The following is an 18,116-nucleotide window of genomic DNA, read 5'->3' on the forward strand; positions in this document are numbered from 1 at the left end:
GCCGTGCAGAATGTTTCGAGCGCGCCTGCACCGAGCGTCAGACGGCTACCGGAGCGTCGGCATCGGCGGAGTCGGTCCTGCGCAGGTAGATCGCCCACGTGACGATCGCGCAGACCACATAGAAGCCGAGGAACACCCAGAACGCTGTGGTTGCCGACTTCGCACTACCGGAGTACGACGCCCGCAGCACCAGGTTGATGGCGACACCGCCGAGTGCGCCGATGGCACCGGCGATCCCGATCAGTGCGCCGGACATCTTGCGGGACCAGTGCTGCTGTTCCTCGACCGTCATGCCCTGCAGTGCAACAGATTTTGCAGCGAAGATCGCGGGAATCATCTTGTACACCGACCCGTTGCCGAGGCCCGAAAGCAAGAAGAGTGCGATGAATCCGATGACGAAGAGGACCATCACAGTGCCGCTGGCCGCCCCGGGCGTCGAGTCGTCCCAGGTGCTGGCCGCTACCAGAATTCCGGTGGAGAAGGTCATGGCCACGAACGTGTACAGGGTGATTTTTCCGCCGCCGATCTTGTCGGCGAGCTTGCCGCCGAACGGACGCGACAGCGACCCCAGCAGTGGCCCGAGGAACGCGATCTGTGCAGCGTGCAGCGAGGCCTGGGCCTGCTGAGCCGCCGTGGCGGGTGCCCCGTCGGTCAATCCGGCCAGGAAGTTGATCTGGAGTACCTGCCCGAATGCGAAGCTGAAGCCGATGAACGATCCGAACGTGCCGATGTAGAGGAAGGCGATCCACCATGCGTCGGAGAACTTCAACACGTCGATCATGGAGCGGCCGTTGGTCTTCTGGTTGTCGAGGTTGTCCATGTACAGCGCGGCACCGACGGCGGCGATCGCGATGAACACCAGGTACACGGCGCAGACGATCTCGGGTGCGGTGTTGCCGACGGTAGCGATGACCAGCAGACCGATGAGCTGGATGACCGGTACGCCGATGTTGCCTCCGCCGGCGTTCAGTCCGAGGGCCCAACCCTTTTCGCGCTGCGGATAGAAGGCGTTGATGTTCGTCATCGACGAGGCGAAGTTACCGCCGCCGACTCCGGCGAACGCCGCCACGATGATGTACGTGGTGTACGAGGCCGGGTTCAACATGAAGTACATCGTCAACAGCGTGGGAATCAGCAACACCAGAGCGCTGAAGATGGTCCAGTTGCGCCCGCCGAATTTCGCCGTGGCGAACGTGTACGGAATGCGCAGGACAGCACCGACGAGGGTGGGGACGGCCACCAGGAAGAACTTGCCCGCGGCATCGATGCCGTAGACCGACAACGGCATGAACAACACCATCACCGACCAGATCGACCAGATCGAGAAGCCGACGTGTTCGGCGACGACCGACCAGATCAGGTTTCGTTTGGCGATCTGCTTACCGCCGCCTTCCCACGCCTGCACGTCCTCGGAATTCCAATGCGCGATCCGGTGATTCACCGAGACGGGAACGGTTCCGGGCGGAACGGGTGCGGTGGCAGCAGAGCCGGTTTCGGCTGAAGCGCTGCGAGAAAGGCTGGTCACGTATGGCCTCCTGGTTCGGTGAGTGACACCAAGATAGGAAAGCCATGTTGCAGCGGCGCTGCGTGCGGTGACCCGCTGATTAACTCGTTCTCACCCGCTCGTCGACGCGTACGTGAGATCGAACGCGTCGACGAGCCGGGTCACCAGGAGTCTTCGAGCATCCGAGGTCGACAGCACAGATAGCCGCCGACCAGCAGAATCACAACGCATCCGGTGAGCAGCGTCAGCGGCAATCCCCAACCGCCGGACACGGTGTGCAGGAAGCCGAACAGTATCGGTCCGGTGGCCGACACCACGTAGCCCAGCCCCTGGGTGAAGCCCGAGAGCGAGGATGAGCCCACCGCGGTGCGGGTCCTGAGATTGATCAGCGTCAGCGACATCGGAAAGGTCATCGTGCCGAGGCCGATCAGGCACACCCAGATCACCGTTCCGGCGGCAGGCGAGAAGTGCAAGCCGGAGAACCCACAGAGGTAGCACACCGCGGCGACCAGGACGAGGCCGAACGGATTTCGCAGTTTTGCGCAGAGGGTCGGCGTGGCCAGCGACGTGACCAGGCCCATCGCTCCGAACGCGGCGACCGAGGCTCCGGCCAACCCCTCGCCGATACCCGAGTCGATCAACAGCGTCGGCAGCCACGTCAACATCGAATACGTGATCAGCGACGTCATCGCGAACATCATCACCATTCCCCACGCGAGCGAGGATCGATGGATGCGGCCGCCGGATCGGGTGTGCACGGCCGCCGAACCGGCCTCGGCAGAGACGTCCTTCTCGTCGCGACCACGTCGGGCGATCACGACACCGAGCCACGGCAATGCTGCGGCAACACCGACGATCGCCCAGACCCCGATGGAGAGCCGCCACCCGTGGGCATCGGCGACCGGAACCGCGAGCAGCGGCGGAATCATGGTGCTGATCTGGAGTGCACAGATGTAGATGGTGCTGACCACTGCGAGTCGATCCGAGAAGTACCGCTTGACCAGAGGTGGAATGACGACGTTTCCGATACCCATGCCGGCGAGGGCGATCGCGGACAGCGCCAGCAACGACGCCGTGTTCGGCGCGAATGCCCGGGTGGCCATCCCGATCGTGGTCAACGCCATGGCGAGCAGGGCGGCGCGCTCGAGACCGGTGCGCTTGGCGAGAAGCGGTGTCGCCAACCCGAACACGGCGAACATCGCCGGCGGCAGCATCCCGACGACGCCGATGACGGCATCCCCGAACTGCAGATCCGTTGCGATCCTGCCGAACAGAGGGCTGATGGACGTCACGGCGGCGCGCAGCGTCAGCGCAGAAAGAACGATGGCGGCGAACACCAGCAGTCGGCCGCGAACGAGTGATGTACCGGTCTGGGTGGTCTCGGAAACGGTAGGCGCACTCACCGCGTAATCATAGGATGACCGGATCATCGGGTGCAACGCAGTATCATCGTCGGCGCAGCACCCCGAGCACTGCACCGCCCCCAGAACGAGGAGCCTCCGTGCGCCAGGTCCACCGATCGAGCCTGATCACCCAGGTCACTGCAGCCCTGCGCGACGAGATCACGTCGAAACGATGGCCGGTCGGCAGCAGAATTCCCACCGAACCGGAGCTGTGCGAGATGACCGGCACCGGGCGAAACACGGTTCGTGAGGCCGTTCAGGCACTCGTCCACGCCGGCATGGTCGAGCGACGGCAGGGGTCGGGAACGTTCGTCATGACCTGCTCGGACCTCGGCGGCACCCTGGGCAAGTACTTCTCGGACGCCCGTTATCGCGACGTCACCGAGCTCCGGGAAACTCTCGAGGTGACCGCAGCAGCATTGGCTGCGGATCGACGCGACGAGCACGACATCCGAGAGATGAACGACGCCCTCGAGAACCGCAATGTCGCCTGGTCGAGCGGCGACGTGCCGTTGGCCGACGCCGTACGAATCGACGCGCGCCTGCATCGGAGCATCGTCGCCGCCAGCCACAACGCGATCTACCTGGAGTTCTACGACTCGTTGCTACCGGTGATCCACGAGACGATCAGAGAACACGCCACTGCTCACGACGACGACTACGTCGCCGAGCACACAGCCCTCGTCGACGCGATCGTGGACGGTGATTCGGCCCGGGCAATCGCCTCCGCCCGTTCGCTGTTCCGCGAACTCTCCGCCCCTCCGGGCCACGCGCCCGAACCTACAGAATGAGACGCACCAGATCTGCCGTGCGCGCGAGGCCGGGAAATGCCTCCGACGTCGACCGCGGATGAAGTGCGTGCACAGCCAGACGAAACATCAACGCGCGCAACAGCATCTGCGGCCATTCCGGTAGATCGTCCCACCGGCCCACCAGACCGTCGTCGGCGTCTCCCCACGAGAGCGCGTCCACCACAGCGACGCCCGCAGCCCACGACGCCGGACGCCAGTACGGGGTGATGTCGCTGATCCCCGGTGCATCGCTGCCGGAGAACAACACCGTCCCGAACAGGTCGCCGTGTACCAATTGATCCGGCGATTCGACGGGCTTGCGCAGTGTCGCAAGCTGTTTGACCAACTCGAGGCTGCTCTTGCCGTCACTCGACGACGGCTCGGGCGCACCCGCACCGCGAGCGGTCCGTAGCGGAACGGCCTCCCAGGCAGCCCGGTCGGCCGCGACGAACACGTCGACGTCGGCCCACGGGGCGACGGGTGGCTGCACCAAGAAGCGGGGACGTTCCAACTGCGCGGTCGCTGCGTGCAACCGCATGGACAACGAGACCACTTCGTCGTGGCGAGGCTCGGGTTCGCCCGCGACGAACGTATCTGCACGCCAACCGGACACGACGTATCGACCATCGGTCGAGCGCACCGGTCGAGCGAGGCGAACACCGTCCACAGTCAGTGTTTCTCGCACCTTCGCAGACCAGGCTGCGCGAGCATGATCGGCGACGGGCGAGAGCACGACGTCACCCAGACGCCACCCTCCGTCCCAGTCCGCACCCAGTGGCGCAGGCTCGACATCGCGCAGCCCGAACGTAGAGATCACGTGCTGAGGAGGTTCGACAGAGCTCACGAACGCCACGGTACCGTCGATCGGGCAGAGCTCTGCGGACGACGCGCGCATGCGGCCCAGCCGCCACGTCAGTAGATGGGCAGGCCGGGCTCGATCTGCTTGGCCCACTCCACGATTCCGCCGTCGAGATGGGTTGCGTCGGTGAAACCGGCACCGACGAGAGCGTCGAGAACCTCCGCGGACCTGATGCCGGTTTTGCAGTACAGAACGATCGGTACCTGCTGTGGCAGTTCGGCCAACGCCGCACCGGACAGAATTCGCCCGCGTGGTATCAGCCGAGCGCCCTCGATGCGGACGATGTCCCACTCCACCGGCTCACGCACGTCGATCAAGGCGACCTCGCGTCCGGAATCCAACATCGCCCGTAGCTGCTCGGGGCTGATCGAGGCGTCGTCGGATTCGACGGCCGGCACCACCCCGCAGAAGGCGTCGTAGTCGATCAGTTCCGTGATCGGGGTTCGGTGCGGATCACGGGCCAGTCCGACGGTTCGGTAGCTCATGGCCAACGCGTCGTAGATCATCAGCCGTCCCAGCAGCGTCTCGCCGATTCCGGTGATCAACTTGATGGCTTCGGTCACCATCACCGACCCGATCGAGGCGCAGAGCACGCCCAGGACGCCACCCTCCGCGCAGGAGGGCACCATTCCCGGCGGCGGAGCCTCGGGGTACAGATCTCGATAGTTGATCCCGACGCCGCCCGGAGCTGCATCCCAGAACACCGAGACCTGCCCCTCGAACCGGTAGATCGAACCCCACACGTACGGGATACCGACCAGTGCGGCCGCGTCGTTGACGAGGTAGCGGGTGGCGAAGTTGTCGGTGCCGTCGAGAACGAGATCGTAATTGCCGAAGAGGTCGATCGCGTTGGACGAGTCGAGGCGGACCCTGTGCAGCACCACCGAGACGCCGTCGTTGAGTTCGAGGATCGAGTCCCGTGCGCTGTCGGCCTTCGGTCGTCCGACGTCGGACCGCCCATGGATGACTTGTCGCTGGAGGTTGGACAGCTCGACGTCGTCGAATTCCACGATGCCCAGAGTTCCGATGCCGGCGGCCGCGAGGTACAGCAGCGCAGGCGAACCCAGTCCGCCGGCTCCGACCACGAGCACGCGGGCGTTCCGCAACCGCTTCTGGCCGTCCGTTCCGACGTCCGGAATGATCAGGTGACGGCTGTACCTGGCAACCTCCTCGGAGGTCAGTTCACCGGTGGCTTCGACCAGTGGCGGTAGGTGGACCACGCTCAGCGACTCTCCTCGACTCGACGGGGCGACCACATAACTGCGTTCGCCGCCTTCGAATCTAATCCGCGATCGCTCACCCGCGTGGATAGGGCCACGGGTTGAACCGGCAGGTCTTGCCGTCCATGGGCACGACGCCCTCGGGGTCGAGCCGCGCGATGTCGTCGTTGGCCGTTCCGAACGTCTGCTGCATCATCACCGGCGCCAGCCCGCCGTCGGTTTCGCACGGCTGATGCTGCTGGTAGCCGATGGCGTGCCCGACCTCGTGGTTGATCTGATATTGACGGTACGAACCGATGTCTCCCTGGAAGGAGATCGCTCCGCGTACCCATCTGGGTTCGTTGAGCACGACCCGTTCGATGCCGGGGTTGTAGCAGGACACCTCGAGTTGAATGTCGTATCCACACGCCTGCCGAATGGACATCTGCGACGTCAGGGAGATCCGGAAATCCGGGTCACCCTGATCGATACGGCGGAACGCGAAACGTGGGTCGTTGGTCCAGCTCTTGGGGTTGGCCAACGTCTGATCCACCAGACGGCCGAACGACTCGTCGCCGCCGAAACCGACGGTGTCCACACCGTCCTCGACCTCGACGGTATAGGTGAACACCCGCTCGGTTCCCTGGCCGACCTGCTCGGTGCTTCCGGCGACGGTGTGCCAGGTGCCTGCCCCCTGCACCGCGAACGGTCCACCGTCGGGCAGCTCACCGGACGAGATCGTTTCCGCGAAGTTGCCGTCGGCCTGCGGCGGGACCCCGATGATTCCGGTTCCGGACGTATCGGAGCTCAGCGTGCCGAACCCTGGGTCCTGCGAGGTGCCCTGAGAGGCGGTGCCGACGACCGGGTCACCGGCCCGAACGGCATCGACGACCACGAGCGCGGTGACGGCGATCAGGATCGGTACCGCGTACGCCCGCCAACCGTAGGTGGCGGCGAACTTTCCCAGCTTGGTCTGTTTGCGCACGTCACGCTCGGGACGGCGACTGCGGTCCTTGACCTCGCGCTGCGTCGGGTCCCACTGAGCGCGCAAGGGCTGATGCGACCCACGACCGCCCACGCCGCGTGGAAGATCGTCCGACCGCTCGTCGAACCCGCCGGACTGCACACCGCCGCGAATTCGCGGCTCGCCTCGGTCAGTCACTCGCTCACGATCTCACAATCCTGCTCGCTCGCCGCTCGGCACGCCGATACCGTATCGGGGACGGATCTATCGGGCTCTCGGTACGACAAACATCGTACAAACAAACCATCCGATGTGATTCGAGATCGCCCGTTTCCGACAAGGATCCCCCAGGATCCCAGCGGTGCCGACGGCCACGAGTATCGTTGCCCGTGATCTGCGCTACGAGCGGTCCGAACCGAAGGCCACCCGCCGAAAGTTCACGAAGGACCGCACGTTGTCGAACCAAGACGAGCGCAGCTGTCGACGCGATGGGAACATATTTGATGACAGATCTCGACGACCGGAGGTCCTCCGACCGTCCGGCCACCACCGGCAACCGCCGCAGCGCCAGGCTGCCGCGTGATGCCCGTCGGGCGCAACTGCTGGCTGCTGCGAGCGAAATCTTCGTGACCCGCGGCTATCACGCGTCGGGAATGGACGAGATCGCCGAATGCGCCGGAGTCAGCAAGCCGGTTCTCTACCAGCACTTCCCCGGCAAACTCGAGCTGTACCTGGCGGTACTGCAGAGCTACGTCGACACCCTCATCGCCGGGGTTCGTCAGGCTCTGCGTTCGACGACCGACAACAAGCAACGCGTCCGCGCCGCCGTTCTGGCGTTCTACGATTTCGTCGACACCGACACCCAGGGCTTCCGTCTGGTCTTCGAGTCGGATCTGATGGGTGACCCTCAGGTCAACGCCCGCGTGGAGCAGGCGACCGAAGCATGCGTCGACGCCGTCTTCGACCTGGTTGCCCACGATTCCGGACTCGATCCGTACCGGGCACGAGTGCTGGCCGTCGGCCTCGTCGGTGCCAGCCAGTTCACCGCGCGCTACTGGCTCGAAGCAGATCGGCCGATCTCCAAGGAAGACGCCGTCGACACCACGGTCTCACTGGCCTGGGGCGGCCTGTCGCACGTTCCGCTGCAGTCTCCGTAACCAGCCGGTCGGGCATCCCGCCCACATACGCCACACGCCCCTCGTTCGAGAAGAACGAGGGGCGTGTGGTGTTACCGGCCGTCTCAGGTGGTTGCGAACCCGACCTTGCGAGGATCGGACGGGCCGATCTCGACGTACGACACCTTGGCGGTCTGGATCAAGAACTTGCGTCCCTTCTCGTCCTCCAACGACAGCACTCCGTCCTTACCTGCGAAGGCGGTCGATACGAGCGCTTCGACCTCGGCCGGGGACTGCGCACTGTTCACGACGAGCTCACGGGAACTCTCCGACACACCGATCTTGACCTCCACGGTCAACCTCCGAACTCTCGACAACTGACGCTGTTCTCGCCAGGCTAGTGCAGCCCGCGTGCCGCAGCCGCTTCCAGGCCTGTGCTGTCAGCGAACACCGGCGGGGACCGGCTCCGCCCGGTGCCCGATCTAGCCGATCAGTCCAACCCGAGCGAGGACATCCGTTCGGCATGCTGCTCCTGCATGCGATCGAACAGAGCGACGACCCCGTTGAGGTCGCCCGACGCGGTGATGACGAGATCGGTCAGCGACTCGCGCTGCGCGAGCACGAACTGGGCCTGCGTGATCGCCTCGCCGAGCAGTCGACGCCCCCACAACATCAGGCGTGCCTTGTCCTGGGAGCTCGCCCGGACCCGTTCGGACACCTCGTGGACGACGAACTCCGAGTGCCCGGTCTCGGCCAAAACGTCGCGGACGATCTCCGCGACGTCGGGGGCGAGGCTGTGCGCGATCTGCCGGTAGAAATCAGCGGCGATTCCGTCACCCACGTATGCCTTGACCAACGACTCCAACCAGGTCGACGGCGTGGTGGAGGCGTGGTACTCGTCCAGAGACCGCACGAACGGATCCATCGACGAATACACGTCGAGGCCACGGTTGGACAAAGCCTGTTCCAACGTCTCGAAGTGACTCATCTCGGCGGCGGCCATACTCGCCAGCGCCACCCGGCCTTCCATGGACGGAGCCATTCGAGCGTCCTCCGCCAACCGGTAGAACGCAGAGATCTCGCCGTAGGCGAGCACGGCGAACAAGTCGGGAACGCCCGGGTGATCGTGTGCGATCGCGGGCTCCCCTCTGTCCGGATCGCTCGACCCGACGAGGGCGGTGGATGCAACTGCGGGCGACGACGACTCCGACGAATGGGCTCCCATTCCACGAATCGTAGACCCGTGTCCGACGCCCCGTCGCGGGGCGCGTCACACCTGCCGCGACCCGTCGACCGTGGAGAATCGGGCCGGGCAAGCTACCATGGTGTCGATCGTTGCTCGCGGACCTGTCACACGGACCGAAAGCCGATGCGGCGATCATCGATAATGTGTGCGCACCTGATCCGGGTCGCCTCGAGAGCTTCGCCGCAGCGAACGTCACAGTTCGCGGCCGCGCTGAGGCTGACGGCGACATCACATCGGATTGAGGGCATCGACTTCGGCCGGCAATAGGCCTGTGCCCTTCCTTGTGCGTACGTTCGACCACGAGGAAGGCCAGTCCCCTGAGCAAGATAGTCGTAGACCAAGAATCCGAGACCGGCGACACCACCCTGTCGGCCCAACTGGACGACACGCATGTGCCACCGACGTTCGCCGAGTTGAACGTCGACGCCGACATCGTTCGTGCACTCGCCGACATGGGTATCGAGCGCACCTTCGCCATCCAGGAGCTCACTCTTCCGCTGGCGATCGCGGGAGACGACCTCATCGGGCAGGCCAGGACCGGAATGGGCAAGACCTTCGGTTTCGGTGTGCCTCTTCTGCATCGTCTCGCCACGGAGAATTCCGGAACGACCCCGCTCGACGGCACGCCACGCGCGCTGATCATCGTGCCGACCCGTGAGCTGTGTGTTCAGGTCAGCTCCGACCTCGAGAATGCATCGAAGTACCTCAGCGGCGCGAACGGCCCGGTGAAGGTTCTTTCCATCTACGGCGGCCGCCCGTACGAAGCTCAGATCAGCGCGCTCCAGAACGGCGTCGACGTCGTCGTCGGCACTCCCGGCCGTCTACTCGACCTCGCCAAGCAGAACCACCTGATCCTCGGCAAGGTCGGCGTCCTGGTTCTCGACGAGGCCGACGAGATGCTCGACCTCGGGTTCCTTCCCGACATCGAACGCATCCTGGGCATGGTCCCCGACAAGCGTCAGACGATGCTGTTCTCCGCGACGATGCCCGGCCCGATCATCACGCTGGCCCGCACGTTCCTGACGCAGCCGACGCACATCCGGGCCGAAGAGGCTGAGTCCTCCGCCGTGCACGATCGCACCGCCCAGCACGTCTACCGGGCGCACGCACTCGACAAGGTCGAGATGGTCGCCAAGGTGCTCAAGGCGGAAGGCCGCGGCGCGACGATGGTGTTCACCCGCACCAAGCGCACCGCGCAGAAAGTCTCCGACGAGCTCGCCGAGCGTGGCTACTCGGTCGGCGCGGTCCACGGAGATCTCGGGCAGGTCCAACGCGAGAAGGCTCTCAAGGCGTTCCGCACCGGCAAGATCGACGTGCTGATCGCCACCGACGTCGCGGCCCGAGGTATCGACATCGACGACGTCACCCACGTCATCAACTACCAGTGCCCCGAGGACGAGAAGACCTACGTCCACCGCATCGGCCGTACCGGCCGTGCAGGGCGCACCGGTATCGCCGTCACCCTCGTCGACTGGGACGATATCCCGCGCTGGCAGCTGATCGACAAGGCCCTGAATCTGGGTATGCCGGATCCGGTCGAGACCTACTCGAGCTCGCCGCATCTGTTCGCCGAGCTCGATATCCCCACCGATGCGACCGGCACCGTACGCAAGGCGGCACCCGCGCGAGCCGCAGAGCAGGCCGCTGACAAGGCCCCCGACACCGAGTCCGCAGCACCGTCGGCAGAGGCGTCCGCACCGAGCAAGCCGCGCCGCTCACGCAGCCGCCGTCGCACCCGCGCGGGACAGGACGGGGACCAGGCCTCGACCTCGACCGACTCGGCCAACGCCTCTGCATCGACCGCGAACCCTGTTGCAGCACAGTCGGATTCGACCGATTCGTCGACACCGGAAGCGTCGACCAAGACCGCTCCTCGTCGCCGACGCCGTCGCCGCACGAGCGGATCGTCCGCCGAGACCGGACCGTCGACGGCGAGCGCGTCGGAGTAGTCTCCAGCCGTGCTGGCTCCAGAACGTAGGTCGAGAACCGATCTCGTCGTCGCGGCAGTCATCGCGGTGACGGTGGTCGTGGCCGCGAGCGTCGCTTGGCTCACGGGTGACGCTCGGGGCACCACCTCTGTCACGGCCGACAATCCACTCGCGCCGTCCGAGGCGGCCGCCTCCGTGCCCGCCGCCCTGTCCGAGTTGTGGCGGGCACCGAGTTCGGCGACGGATTCGGCGCATACGCCGGTTCCGGTCGTGACCGGTTCGGCAGTCGTGACCGCCGATGGCGGTTCGGTCGTCGGCCACGACCCCCGTTCCGGCGACCCGGCGTGGTCGTACTCGCGAGACCTACCCCTGTGCTCGGTGATCGCCTCCTGGAACACTGCCGTCTCGGTCTACCGCGACGACCGCGGTTGCTCGCAGGTGACCACGCTCGACGGATCGACCGGCGTCCGCACAGCACAGCGCACTTCCGACGCAGACGACTCGGTGTACCTCTCGTCCGACGGCACCTACGTGACCTCGCGAGGTGACACTCGGATGGAACTGTGGCGCTCGGACATGGTGCGCACACTCGAATACGGGCGCGTCGATGCTCCGGTCAACCCGGGTACTCAGCCGAGAACCGGATGCACGCTCCTGTCCACCACGTCGTCCAATTCGCGGACGGCGGTACTCGAACAGTGCCCGGGTGAGCCGGCCGCACGACTGTCTCTGCTCAACCCTGCCCCCAAGGATGCGAGCGAACCCGAGGAGTACGGATCCTCGGTGGTCCCGGATCTCGTCACCTCGGAGCAGGAGCCGACATCCGGACGCGTCCTGGCTCTGACGGGAAGCCTTGTCGCGCTGTATGTTCCGTCCGCAAACGGTGCCCCTGCGCGCATCGCGCTCTACGACGACACCGCCACGGCCGTCTCCGAGTTCGCTCTCCCCGCGGGCCTCGGCCCAACATCCGCACCGCCCGCCTCGCCGGCAGCGAAACAGGGTTCGGTGTTCACCTGGTTCACCGGCTCCGGAGTGCAGGCACTGAACTCCACCGACCTGACTCCGGCGTGGTCCATGCCCGGGGCCCTCGGCAGCGGTGCCGTCATGGCCGGCAGGCTACTGGTTCCCGTGCCCGACGCGATCGCGGTGGTCGAGCTCGCCACCGGCACGGTGATTGCCGAGATTCCGATCGATCGCGGCGACTACGACGGACCGGTGCAGACCTCCGTGATCGGCGATGTCGTCGTCGAGCAGCGCGGTTCCGACCTGGTCGCGCTGGGTTGATCGAGGACGGCCGATCGGAGGAGCTACTCCGCAGGGTCGTACGTCTTTAGTTCTGCTGTGCCCTCCCAGTGGGCCAACAAGTTCTCGGCCAGCTCCCGATACGCCTGCGCGCCCTTGTTCTTTCGCCCCGACAGCACCGTTGCGCCGGATGCACTCGCCTCCGCGAAACGCACCGTCCTGGGGATCGGCGGAGCGAGGACCGGCAGCGAGTACCGATCGGAAACATCGCCGAGCACGTCTCGGCTGTGGGTGGTACGGGCATCGAACAGGGTGGGCAGTGCACCCAGCAGTGCGAGGTCGGGGTTGGTGATCTGCTGTACCTCGGACACCGTCCGCAGTAGTTGTCCGACGCCGCGGTGAGCGAGCGTCTCACACTGGAGCGGGACCAGAACCGATTGCGCTGCAGTGAGACCGTTCAGCGTGAGAACACCGAGCGAGGGTGGGCAATCGATGACGACCACGTCGAAATCCTGCAGAATCGGTGCCAGAGCACGCTTGAGTGCGAACTCGCGACCGGCGCGCATGAGCAACAGCGCCTCCGCACCCGCGAGGTCGATCGTGGCGGGCAACAGCACGATCCCCTCCGCCGTCTCGATCAGCACGTCCTCGACCTGTGCGTCCCCGGTCAATACCTCGTGCACCGACGAGTCGAGCTTGTCCGGGTTGTGACCGAGCGAGAACGTCAGGCATCCCTGCGGGTCGAGATCGACCACCAGAACGCGTCGGTCGAGTGCGTGCAGCGCGGCTGCCAGCGAGGCGACCGTAGTGGTCTTGGCCACGCCGCCCTTCTGATTCGCTACCGCAAGAATTGTCGTCACGCCCTGATCCTTGCCTAGATTCGCCGCTCGAGCGAGGTTTGTCGGTTCCGGGCGCGTCAGTGCATCACGATCGGCGGCGCGGATTCCTGAGAAACGTGCTTGGTTCGGGGCAGGAAGAACGCGGGCACGAACGTGATGACGATGAGCACCAACGCGACCATGAAGGTGGTCCCGAACGCGCGCGCCGAGATGTCGAATGCTTCGAGCTGGCTCGAGGCCGTCAGCGCCGGCTTCTGCTGCGCGGTCAACACCACCGACATCAACGCGGTTCCGATCGATCCGGCGGCCTGCTGGACGATGTTCATCAATGTCGAACCGCGAGCGACTGTTTCGTTCGTCAACGTCTGCAGCGCAGCAGTCATGATGGGCATCATCGTCGAGCCGAGCCCCAGCCCCATGACGAACAAGGCTCCGATCAACAACGTGTACGACGTGCTGGTGCCGACCTGGGTGAACACCGCCATGCCTGCGGTGATCAGGACCATGCCCATCAGCACGATTCGTCCTGGACCGGTCTTGTCCGCGATCACTCCGGCGATCGGCATGGCTATCATCGCGCCGATACCCTGCGGTGCGAGAAGCAGCCCGGCCGACAGTGTGGACTCGCCGCGGAGCAGAAAGTAGCTGGGAAACAGCAACCCTGCGCCCATGAACGCGACCATGAAGAAGGTGGTCGTGATGACTGCGACGGTGAGTGAACGGTTCCGGAAGAGCCTCAGGTCGATCAACGGATGCTCGACGCGCAGAGCGTGGAAGACGAACAACACGATCAGCACCAGGCCCACAATGACCGGAACCAGCACCTTGACGGCCAACACGGTCTCGGTTTCGACGACCGACGACGCACCGTAGAGAAACAGGGCCAGACCGGGCGAGAGCATCAGCATGCCGCGGAAGTCGAACGATTCCGACGGGGTCGGATTGTCTCGCGGAAAGATCACGATTGCGGCGATCAGCGCGAGAATGCCGATCGGCAAGTTGATGAGGAAGATCCAGTGCCAGCTCGCGGCCTCGATCAGCCAACCGCCGAGGATGGGGCCCGCGATGGGCCCGATCAGCATCGGCACACCGAGCACGGCCATCACCCGGCCGATCCGTTCGGGGCCGGCGGCACGCGTCATGATCGTCATGCCCAGGGGCATCAACATGCCTCCGCCGAGGCCCTGCAGTACGCGAAACACGATCAACGACGTGATGTCCCAGGCGAAACTGCACAGCACCGAACCGAGTACGAACAGCACCAGTGCCGTGATGTAGAGACGCTTGGTGCCGAAACGGTCCGCAGCCCAGCCCGTCAACGGGATGACGGTGGCCAAGGCGAGGGTGTAACCGGTCATCGTCCAGGCCGCGTTGGCATACGTGGTCTCGAACACGTCGGTGAACGTCCTCAAGGCCACGCTGACGACGGTGACGTCGAGAATCGACATGATCGCGCCGAGAACGACGACACCGGCGATCTTCAGCAACGCTCCGTCGAGCTTCTCCGGGGCACCGGAGGGCGCGGGCTTCTGCAAGTCGGTCATTGTTCTCCAGATCGATGAGAAGAGCTACGAGGTCAATGCAGTGAGCACACTGACGGGCAGGACTGCGTTGCCTGCGACGGTGAAGATCCAGAAGAGAATAACCGTCCGGTAGGTCTGGACTCAATCGCGTTTTCGGACACATCCACCGGTTCGGTATGACGAAGCCCACACCCGACCGGCAGGCATGATCGAGTGCATGACCAACCACGGAGCCGTCGAGGCCGGCCGAGTCGTTCTACTCCGTCACGGGGAAACCGAATGGGCCCTCGCAGGTAAGCACACCGGAAACACCGATGTTCCACTCACCGCGCACGGTGAGCAGCAGGCAGTCGAGGCCGGCTCACTGCTGACTCTGCTGAATCTGCGCGACCCGGTGGTCATCAGCAGCCCGCGCGAACGGGCCCGTCGGACAGCCGATCTCGCGGGGCTCGAGGTCGATCGAACATGGGATGCACTGTCGGAGTGGGACTACGGCGACTACGAGGGCATCACGTCGTCGGAGATCCACGAGACAGTGCCGCACTGGACCGTCTGGACGCACCCGTGCCCGGGCGGAGAGTCGATCGGTGACATCGCTGTTCGCGTCGAACTGGTGTTGTCCGTTGTTCTTCCACTGCTCGAAGGCCGGGACGTGGTGCTGGTGGGACACGGCCATTTCTCGAGAGCACTGATCGCCGGCTGGACGGAAGCGTCCATCACCGAAGGGAAGCGCTTCGCATTGTCCCCGGCCGCCTACTCACTGCTCGGTTTCGAGCACTCCTTTCGACAGCTCATCGCCCACAATGTTCACCCCTCGATTCTCTCTGCAGCCACCGATCGCTCGATCGGCACCGACCCGACCGGAGGTCCACGATGATCCGCCGCGCCACCGAAGACGATGTATCCGCCATCTGCGGGTTGGTCCACGAACTGGCGGAGTACGAGAAGGCGTCCTCGTTGTGCACGGTCCGAGACGACCAACTCCGGTCGGCTCTGTTCGGTGAGAATCCGACGGTATTCGCGCACGTCGCCGAGCACGACGGCGTGGTGGTGGGGTGCGCTCTGTGGTTCTTGAACTTCTCCACCTGGGACGGGGTCAACGGAATCTATCTGGAGGACCTCTACGTGCAGCCGGACGCACGCGGCCATGAGTTCGGAACCGCACTACTCGCAGCGTTGGCGGCCGAGTGCGAAACCAACGGCTACACGCGACTGACCTGGTCGGTGTTGGACTGGAACACCCCGTCGATCGGGTTCTACCGAGCGTTGGGCGCGCAGGCTCAGGACGAGTGGACCACATTCCGATTGACCGACGGTGCCCTGCGGGACCTGGCAGCGAAAGCGTCCTAGAGACGCGGTTCGTCGTCGACGTCGCTGTACTCGGCCGCCATCCACTGCGACGAGGGTGGACTGAACAGCAGCACCAATACCGCAACCACAACGACTCCCAGAACGATGCCGTAGACGGTCTGATGTGAACCGGTGAGCAGCGACCACGCGACGGGAAGCAGCAATAGCTGGACGACGGTTGCCAGTGCTCTCCCCCACCGTTTGCCGAGAATCAGGGCGACGCCTGCCGCGCCGACACCCAGGCCCAGCACGCCGAACCACCCGGCCGTGCCGTACCCGTTGGCGACAGCGTTGTCGCCCTCTCCGGAGACCGCGCGCACGACGAGAACGAAGGCCGCGACCAGCGAGACGGCACCTTGTGCTGCGACGAGGACCCCGGCGGATCGAAAAGTGGCCGGTGGGGTGAGGTTCTCGGGTTGGGTGGACACGGGACCAGCCTAGGCAACCGGGAGTGGAGCCTGCGGAACGACCCGGGTGGTGCCGGTGGAGCCTGCGGAACGACCCAGGGGGCGGGAGTGGAGCCTGCGGAACGACCCAGGGGGCGGGAGTGGAGCCTGCGGAACGAGCCGGGTGGTGCCGGTGGAGTCCGCCGAGCCACCCGGTTAGTGTTTGTTCCTGTGCGTGCGCTGCTGATCGTCAATCCCAATGCGACTTCTACGACGGCTGCAGCTCGGGATCTGTTGGCTCATGCATTGTCGAGTCGGTTGCGGGTGACGGTGGCGCAGACGACGCATCGTGATCATGCGTCGGAGTTGGCTCGGGGTGCCCGTGAGGACGGGGTGGGCCTGGTGATCGTTCACGGGGGTGACGGCACGGTGAACGAGGTCATCAACGGTCTGCTCGGGGTTCCGTTGCCGACGTCGATGCAGGCGGTGACGATCGGCGCGATTCCGCCTATTGCGGTCGTTCCCGGTGGTAGTGCGAATGTGTTCGCGCGCTCTCTCGGAATCGAGGCGGATCCGGTAGCGGCCACGAATCAGTTGATCGGTCTGCTGGATGCGCGGGCGCGGCGGACGGTCGGTCTGGGGCATTGCGACAACCGGTGGTTCACGTTCAATGCCGGGATGGGTTTGGACGCGGAAGTGTGTCGGGCCATCGATGCGAGCCGGAAGGACGGTACGCCGGTGTCGGCGACGCGTTATCTCCGGTTCTCGGTGCAGGAGTTCTTCAAGCACAAGCGTCGTCCGGCGCAGCTGACGGTGGAGGTTCCCGGGCGGGATCCGATCGAGAACGTGCACTATGCGTTCGTGTCGAACTCGAGTCCGTGGACCTTCTTGAACGATCGTCCGGTCCATACCAATCCCGGGACCGCTTTCGATTCGGGTCTCGGCGTGTTCGCGATGCGCTCGACGGCACTGTTCCCCACGCTGCGGGTGTCGCGTCAGCTGTTGGCCAAAGGTGCAGAACCGAAGTCTCGCAAGTTGATTCGAGTCGACGACGTCCCGAGTGTTCGAATCACGTCTGCAGAACCGATGGGGCTGCAGATGGACGGAGACTATCTGGGTGAACGCACCGAGGCGGAGTTCTTCTCGACTCCCGACGCATTGGATGTTGTCGCGCCCGTCACGTGAGACCCACTGTGACCTGCGCGCGAAGATGCTCGATGGGCAATTTCCTGCGAAATCACGAGCAATATCTGCCGAGTCGGGGTACAAAGGAGCGCAGAAGGCTAAAGCGAGCCTAACAGAGTGAGCTTGACCACGGTCACGCGCGTATCCCTTGACTTCACCTGAGTTCGTGAAAGCATTCACAAGCAACAGTGCGGAAACATTGGTTACCCACTCGTGAAACAGAAGAGAAACGAAACGGCGCTTCGGCGCCCGGTAAGGAGCAGAGGATGGACTGGCGCCACAAGGCAATTTGTCGCGATGAAGATCCGGAACTATTTTTCCCGGTGGGAAACAGTGGTCCGGCGCTCGCGCAGATCGCCGATGCCAAAGTCGTCTGTACTCGGTGCCCCGTCACCGCAGAATGCCTGTCCTGGGCACTCGAATCCGGCCAGGACGCAGGAGTATGGGGCGCAATGAGCGAAGACGAGCGCCGTGCACTCAAGCGACGCAACGCACGTACGCGCGCACGTAGCTCCGTCTAGGACGCAGACACACAACACTCGGTAGGCCCGGCATCCGCTCAGCGGATACCGGGCCTTCTGC

18 protein-coding genes are annotated in these 18,116 nt (G+C 64.8%); 8 read left to right on the forward strand and 10 right to left on the reverse strand.

Annotated elements, in window-relative coordinates:
• Positions 1 to 37: 37 nt before the first annotated feature.
• Together JLZ96_RS03720 and JLZ96_RS03725 are read right to left on the reverse strand one after the other, a co-directional pair.
• Positions 38 to 1,441, reverse strand: a complete 1,404-nt coding sequence (locus tag JLZ96_RS03720) for a NarK/NasA family nitrate transporter (RefSeq protein WP_032407092.1) — start codon at positions 1,439 to 1,441, stop codon at positions 38 to 40.
• Between the two features lie 224 nt (positions 1,442 to 1,665).
• A complete protein-coding gene (locus JLZ96_RS03725) occupies positions 1,666 to 2,907 on the reverse strand; it encodes an MFS transporter (protein ID WP_027496539.1) in 1,242 nt (413 codons plus the stop codon).
• 98 nt (positions 2,908 to 3,005) lie between these two features.
• Here JLZ96_RS03725 and JLZ96_RS03730 point away from each other — a divergent pair, with 98 nt between their 5' ends.
• Entirely contained in the window at positions 3,006 to 3,698 is a 693-nt protein-coding gene (locus JLZ96_RS03730) for a FadR/GntR family transcriptional regulator (RefSeq protein WP_027496538.1), read from the forward strand.
• Here the strand turns inward: JLZ96_RS03730 and JLZ96_RS03735 are convergent.
• From JLZ96_RS03735 to JLZ96_RS03745, 3 genes are all read right to left on the reverse strand, one after another.
• Positions 3,688 to 4,542, reverse strand: a complete 855-nt coding sequence (locus tag JLZ96_RS03735) for a TIGR02569 family protein (protein WP_027496537.1) — start codon at positions 4,540 to 4,542, stop codon at positions 3,688 to 3,690. The two genes, JLZ96_RS03730 and JLZ96_RS03735, sit on opposite strands and share 11 nt — an antisense overlap.
• A gap of 68 nt (positions 4,543 to 4,610) precedes the next feature.
• Positions 4,611 to 5,777 carry an adenylyltransferase/sulfurtransferase MoeZ gene (gene moeZ, locus JLZ96_RS03740; protein ID WP_027496536.1) on the reverse strand — a complete coding sequence of 389 codons (1,167 nt, stop codon included), beginning with the start codon at positions 5,775 to 5,777 and terminating at the stop codon, positions 4,611 to 4,613.
• Between the two features lie 76 nt (positions 5,778 to 5,853).
• Complete coding sequence (locus tag JLZ96_RS03745) at positions 5,854 to 6,882, reverse strand: DUF3152 domain-containing protein (protein ID WP_370878773.1); 1,029 nt, start codon at positions 6,880 to 6,882, stop codon at positions 5,854 to 5,856.
• 341 nt (positions 6,883 to 7,223) lie between these two features.
• On the opposite strand from JLZ96_RS03745, the gene JLZ96_RS03750 reads away from it, so the two are divergent.
• Complete coding sequence (locus JLZ96_RS03750) at positions 7,224 to 7,877, forward strand: TetR/AcrR family transcriptional regulator (RefSeq protein WP_027496534.1); 654 nt, start codon at positions 7,224 to 7,226, stop codon at positions 7,875 to 7,877.
• Between the two features lie 83 nt (positions 7,878 to 7,960).
• Here JLZ96_RS03750 and JLZ96_RS03755 read toward each other — a convergent pair whose 3' ends face one another.
• The gene (locus JLZ96_RS03755; protein ID WP_027496533.1) at positions 7,961 to 8,188 is read right to left on the reverse strand and encodes a DUF3107 domain-containing protein; all 228 of its coding nucleotides are present in this window, start codon (positions 8,186 to 8,188) and stop codon (positions 7,961 to 7,963) included.
• Positions 8,189 to 8,325: 137 nt separating this feature from the next.
• Complete coding sequence (locus tag JLZ96_RS03760) at positions 8,326 to 9,060, reverse strand: ferritin-like fold-containing protein (protein WP_236253824.1); 735 nt, start codon at positions 9,058 to 9,060, stop codon at positions 8,326 to 8,328.
• Between the two features lie 413 nt (positions 9,061 to 9,473).
• On the opposite strand from JLZ96_RS03760, the gene JLZ96_RS03765 reads away from it, so the two are divergent.
• A complete protein-coding gene (locus JLZ96_RS03765; protein WP_230074291.1) occupies positions 9,474 to 11,030 on the forward strand; it encodes a DEAD/DEAH box helicase in 1,557 nt (518 codons plus the stop codon).
• Positions 11,031 to 11,039: 9 nt separating this feature from the next.
• Positions 11,040 to 12,293: a hypothetical protein gene (locus JLZ96_RS03770; RefSeq protein WP_094622384.1), complete on the forward strand. Its 1,254-nt coding sequence runs from the start codon at positions 11,040 to 11,042 to the stop codon at positions 12,291 to 12,293.
• Between the two features lie 23 nt (positions 12,294 to 12,316).
• Here the strand turns inward: JLZ96_RS03770 and JLZ96_RS03775 are convergent, their stop codons facing one another.
• A complete protein-coding gene (locus JLZ96_RS03775; protein ID WP_027496529.1) occupies positions 12,317 to 13,111 on the reverse strand; it encodes a ParA family protein in 795 nt (264 codons plus the stop codon).
• Positions 13,112 to 13,167: 56 nt separating this feature from the next.
• The gene (locus JLZ96_RS03780) at positions 13,168 to 14,634 is read right to left on the reverse strand and encodes a DHA2 family efflux MFS transporter permease subunit (RefSeq protein WP_032372689.1); all 1,467 of its coding nucleotides are present in this window, start codon (positions 14,632 to 14,634) and stop codon (positions 13,168 to 13,170) included.
• 196 nt (positions 14,635 to 14,830) lie between these two features.
• Between JLZ96_RS03780 and JLZ96_RS03785 the strand changes: the two genes are divergently transcribed.
• Entirely contained in the window at positions 14,831 to 15,490 is a 660-nt protein-coding gene (locus JLZ96_RS03785) for an acid phosphatase (protein WP_048320261.1), read from the forward strand.
• A complete protein-coding gene (locus JLZ96_RS03790; RefSeq protein WP_201009513.1) occupies positions 15,487 to 15,963 on the forward strand; it encodes a GNAT family N-acetyltransferase in 477 nt (158 codons plus the stop codon). The genes JLZ96_RS03785 and JLZ96_RS03790 overlap by 4 nt, the downstream gene beginning before the upstream one ends.
• Here the strand turns inward: JLZ96_RS03790 and JLZ96_RS03795 are convergent.
• On the reverse strand, positions 15,960 to 16,391 hold the full coding sequence (locus JLZ96_RS03795; RefSeq protein ID WP_201009514.1) for a hypothetical protein: 432 nt from the start codon (positions 16,389 to 16,391) through the stop codon (positions 15,960 to 15,962). The two genes, JLZ96_RS03790 and JLZ96_RS03795, sit on opposite strands and share 4 nt — an antisense overlap.
• 189 nt (positions 16,392 to 16,580) lie before the next feature.
• Between JLZ96_RS03795 and JLZ96_RS03800 the strand changes: the two genes are divergently transcribed.
• Both JLZ96_RS03800 and JLZ96_RS03805 read left to right on the forward strand, forming a co-directional pair.
• Complete coding sequence (locus JLZ96_RS03800) at positions 16,581 to 17,534, forward strand: diacylglycerol kinase family protein (RefSeq protein WP_201009515.1); 954 nt, start codon at positions 16,581 to 16,583, stop codon at positions 17,532 to 17,534.
• Between the two features lie 266 nt (positions 17,535 to 17,800).
• A complete protein-coding gene (locus tag JLZ96_RS03805; RefSeq protein WP_032366305.1) occupies positions 17,801 to 18,055 on the forward strand; it encodes a WhiB family transcriptional regulator in 255 nt (84 codons plus the stop codon).
• The last annotated feature ends 61 nt before the right edge of the window (positions 18,056 to 18,116 follow it).

The sequence above is a fragment of the Rhodococcus sp. NKCM2511 genome, from assembly GCF_014905595.1.
GTDB classification, from domain to species: Bacteria; Actinomycetota; Actinomycetes; order Mycobacteriales; family Mycobacteriaceae; genus Rhodococcoides; species Rhodococcoides fascians.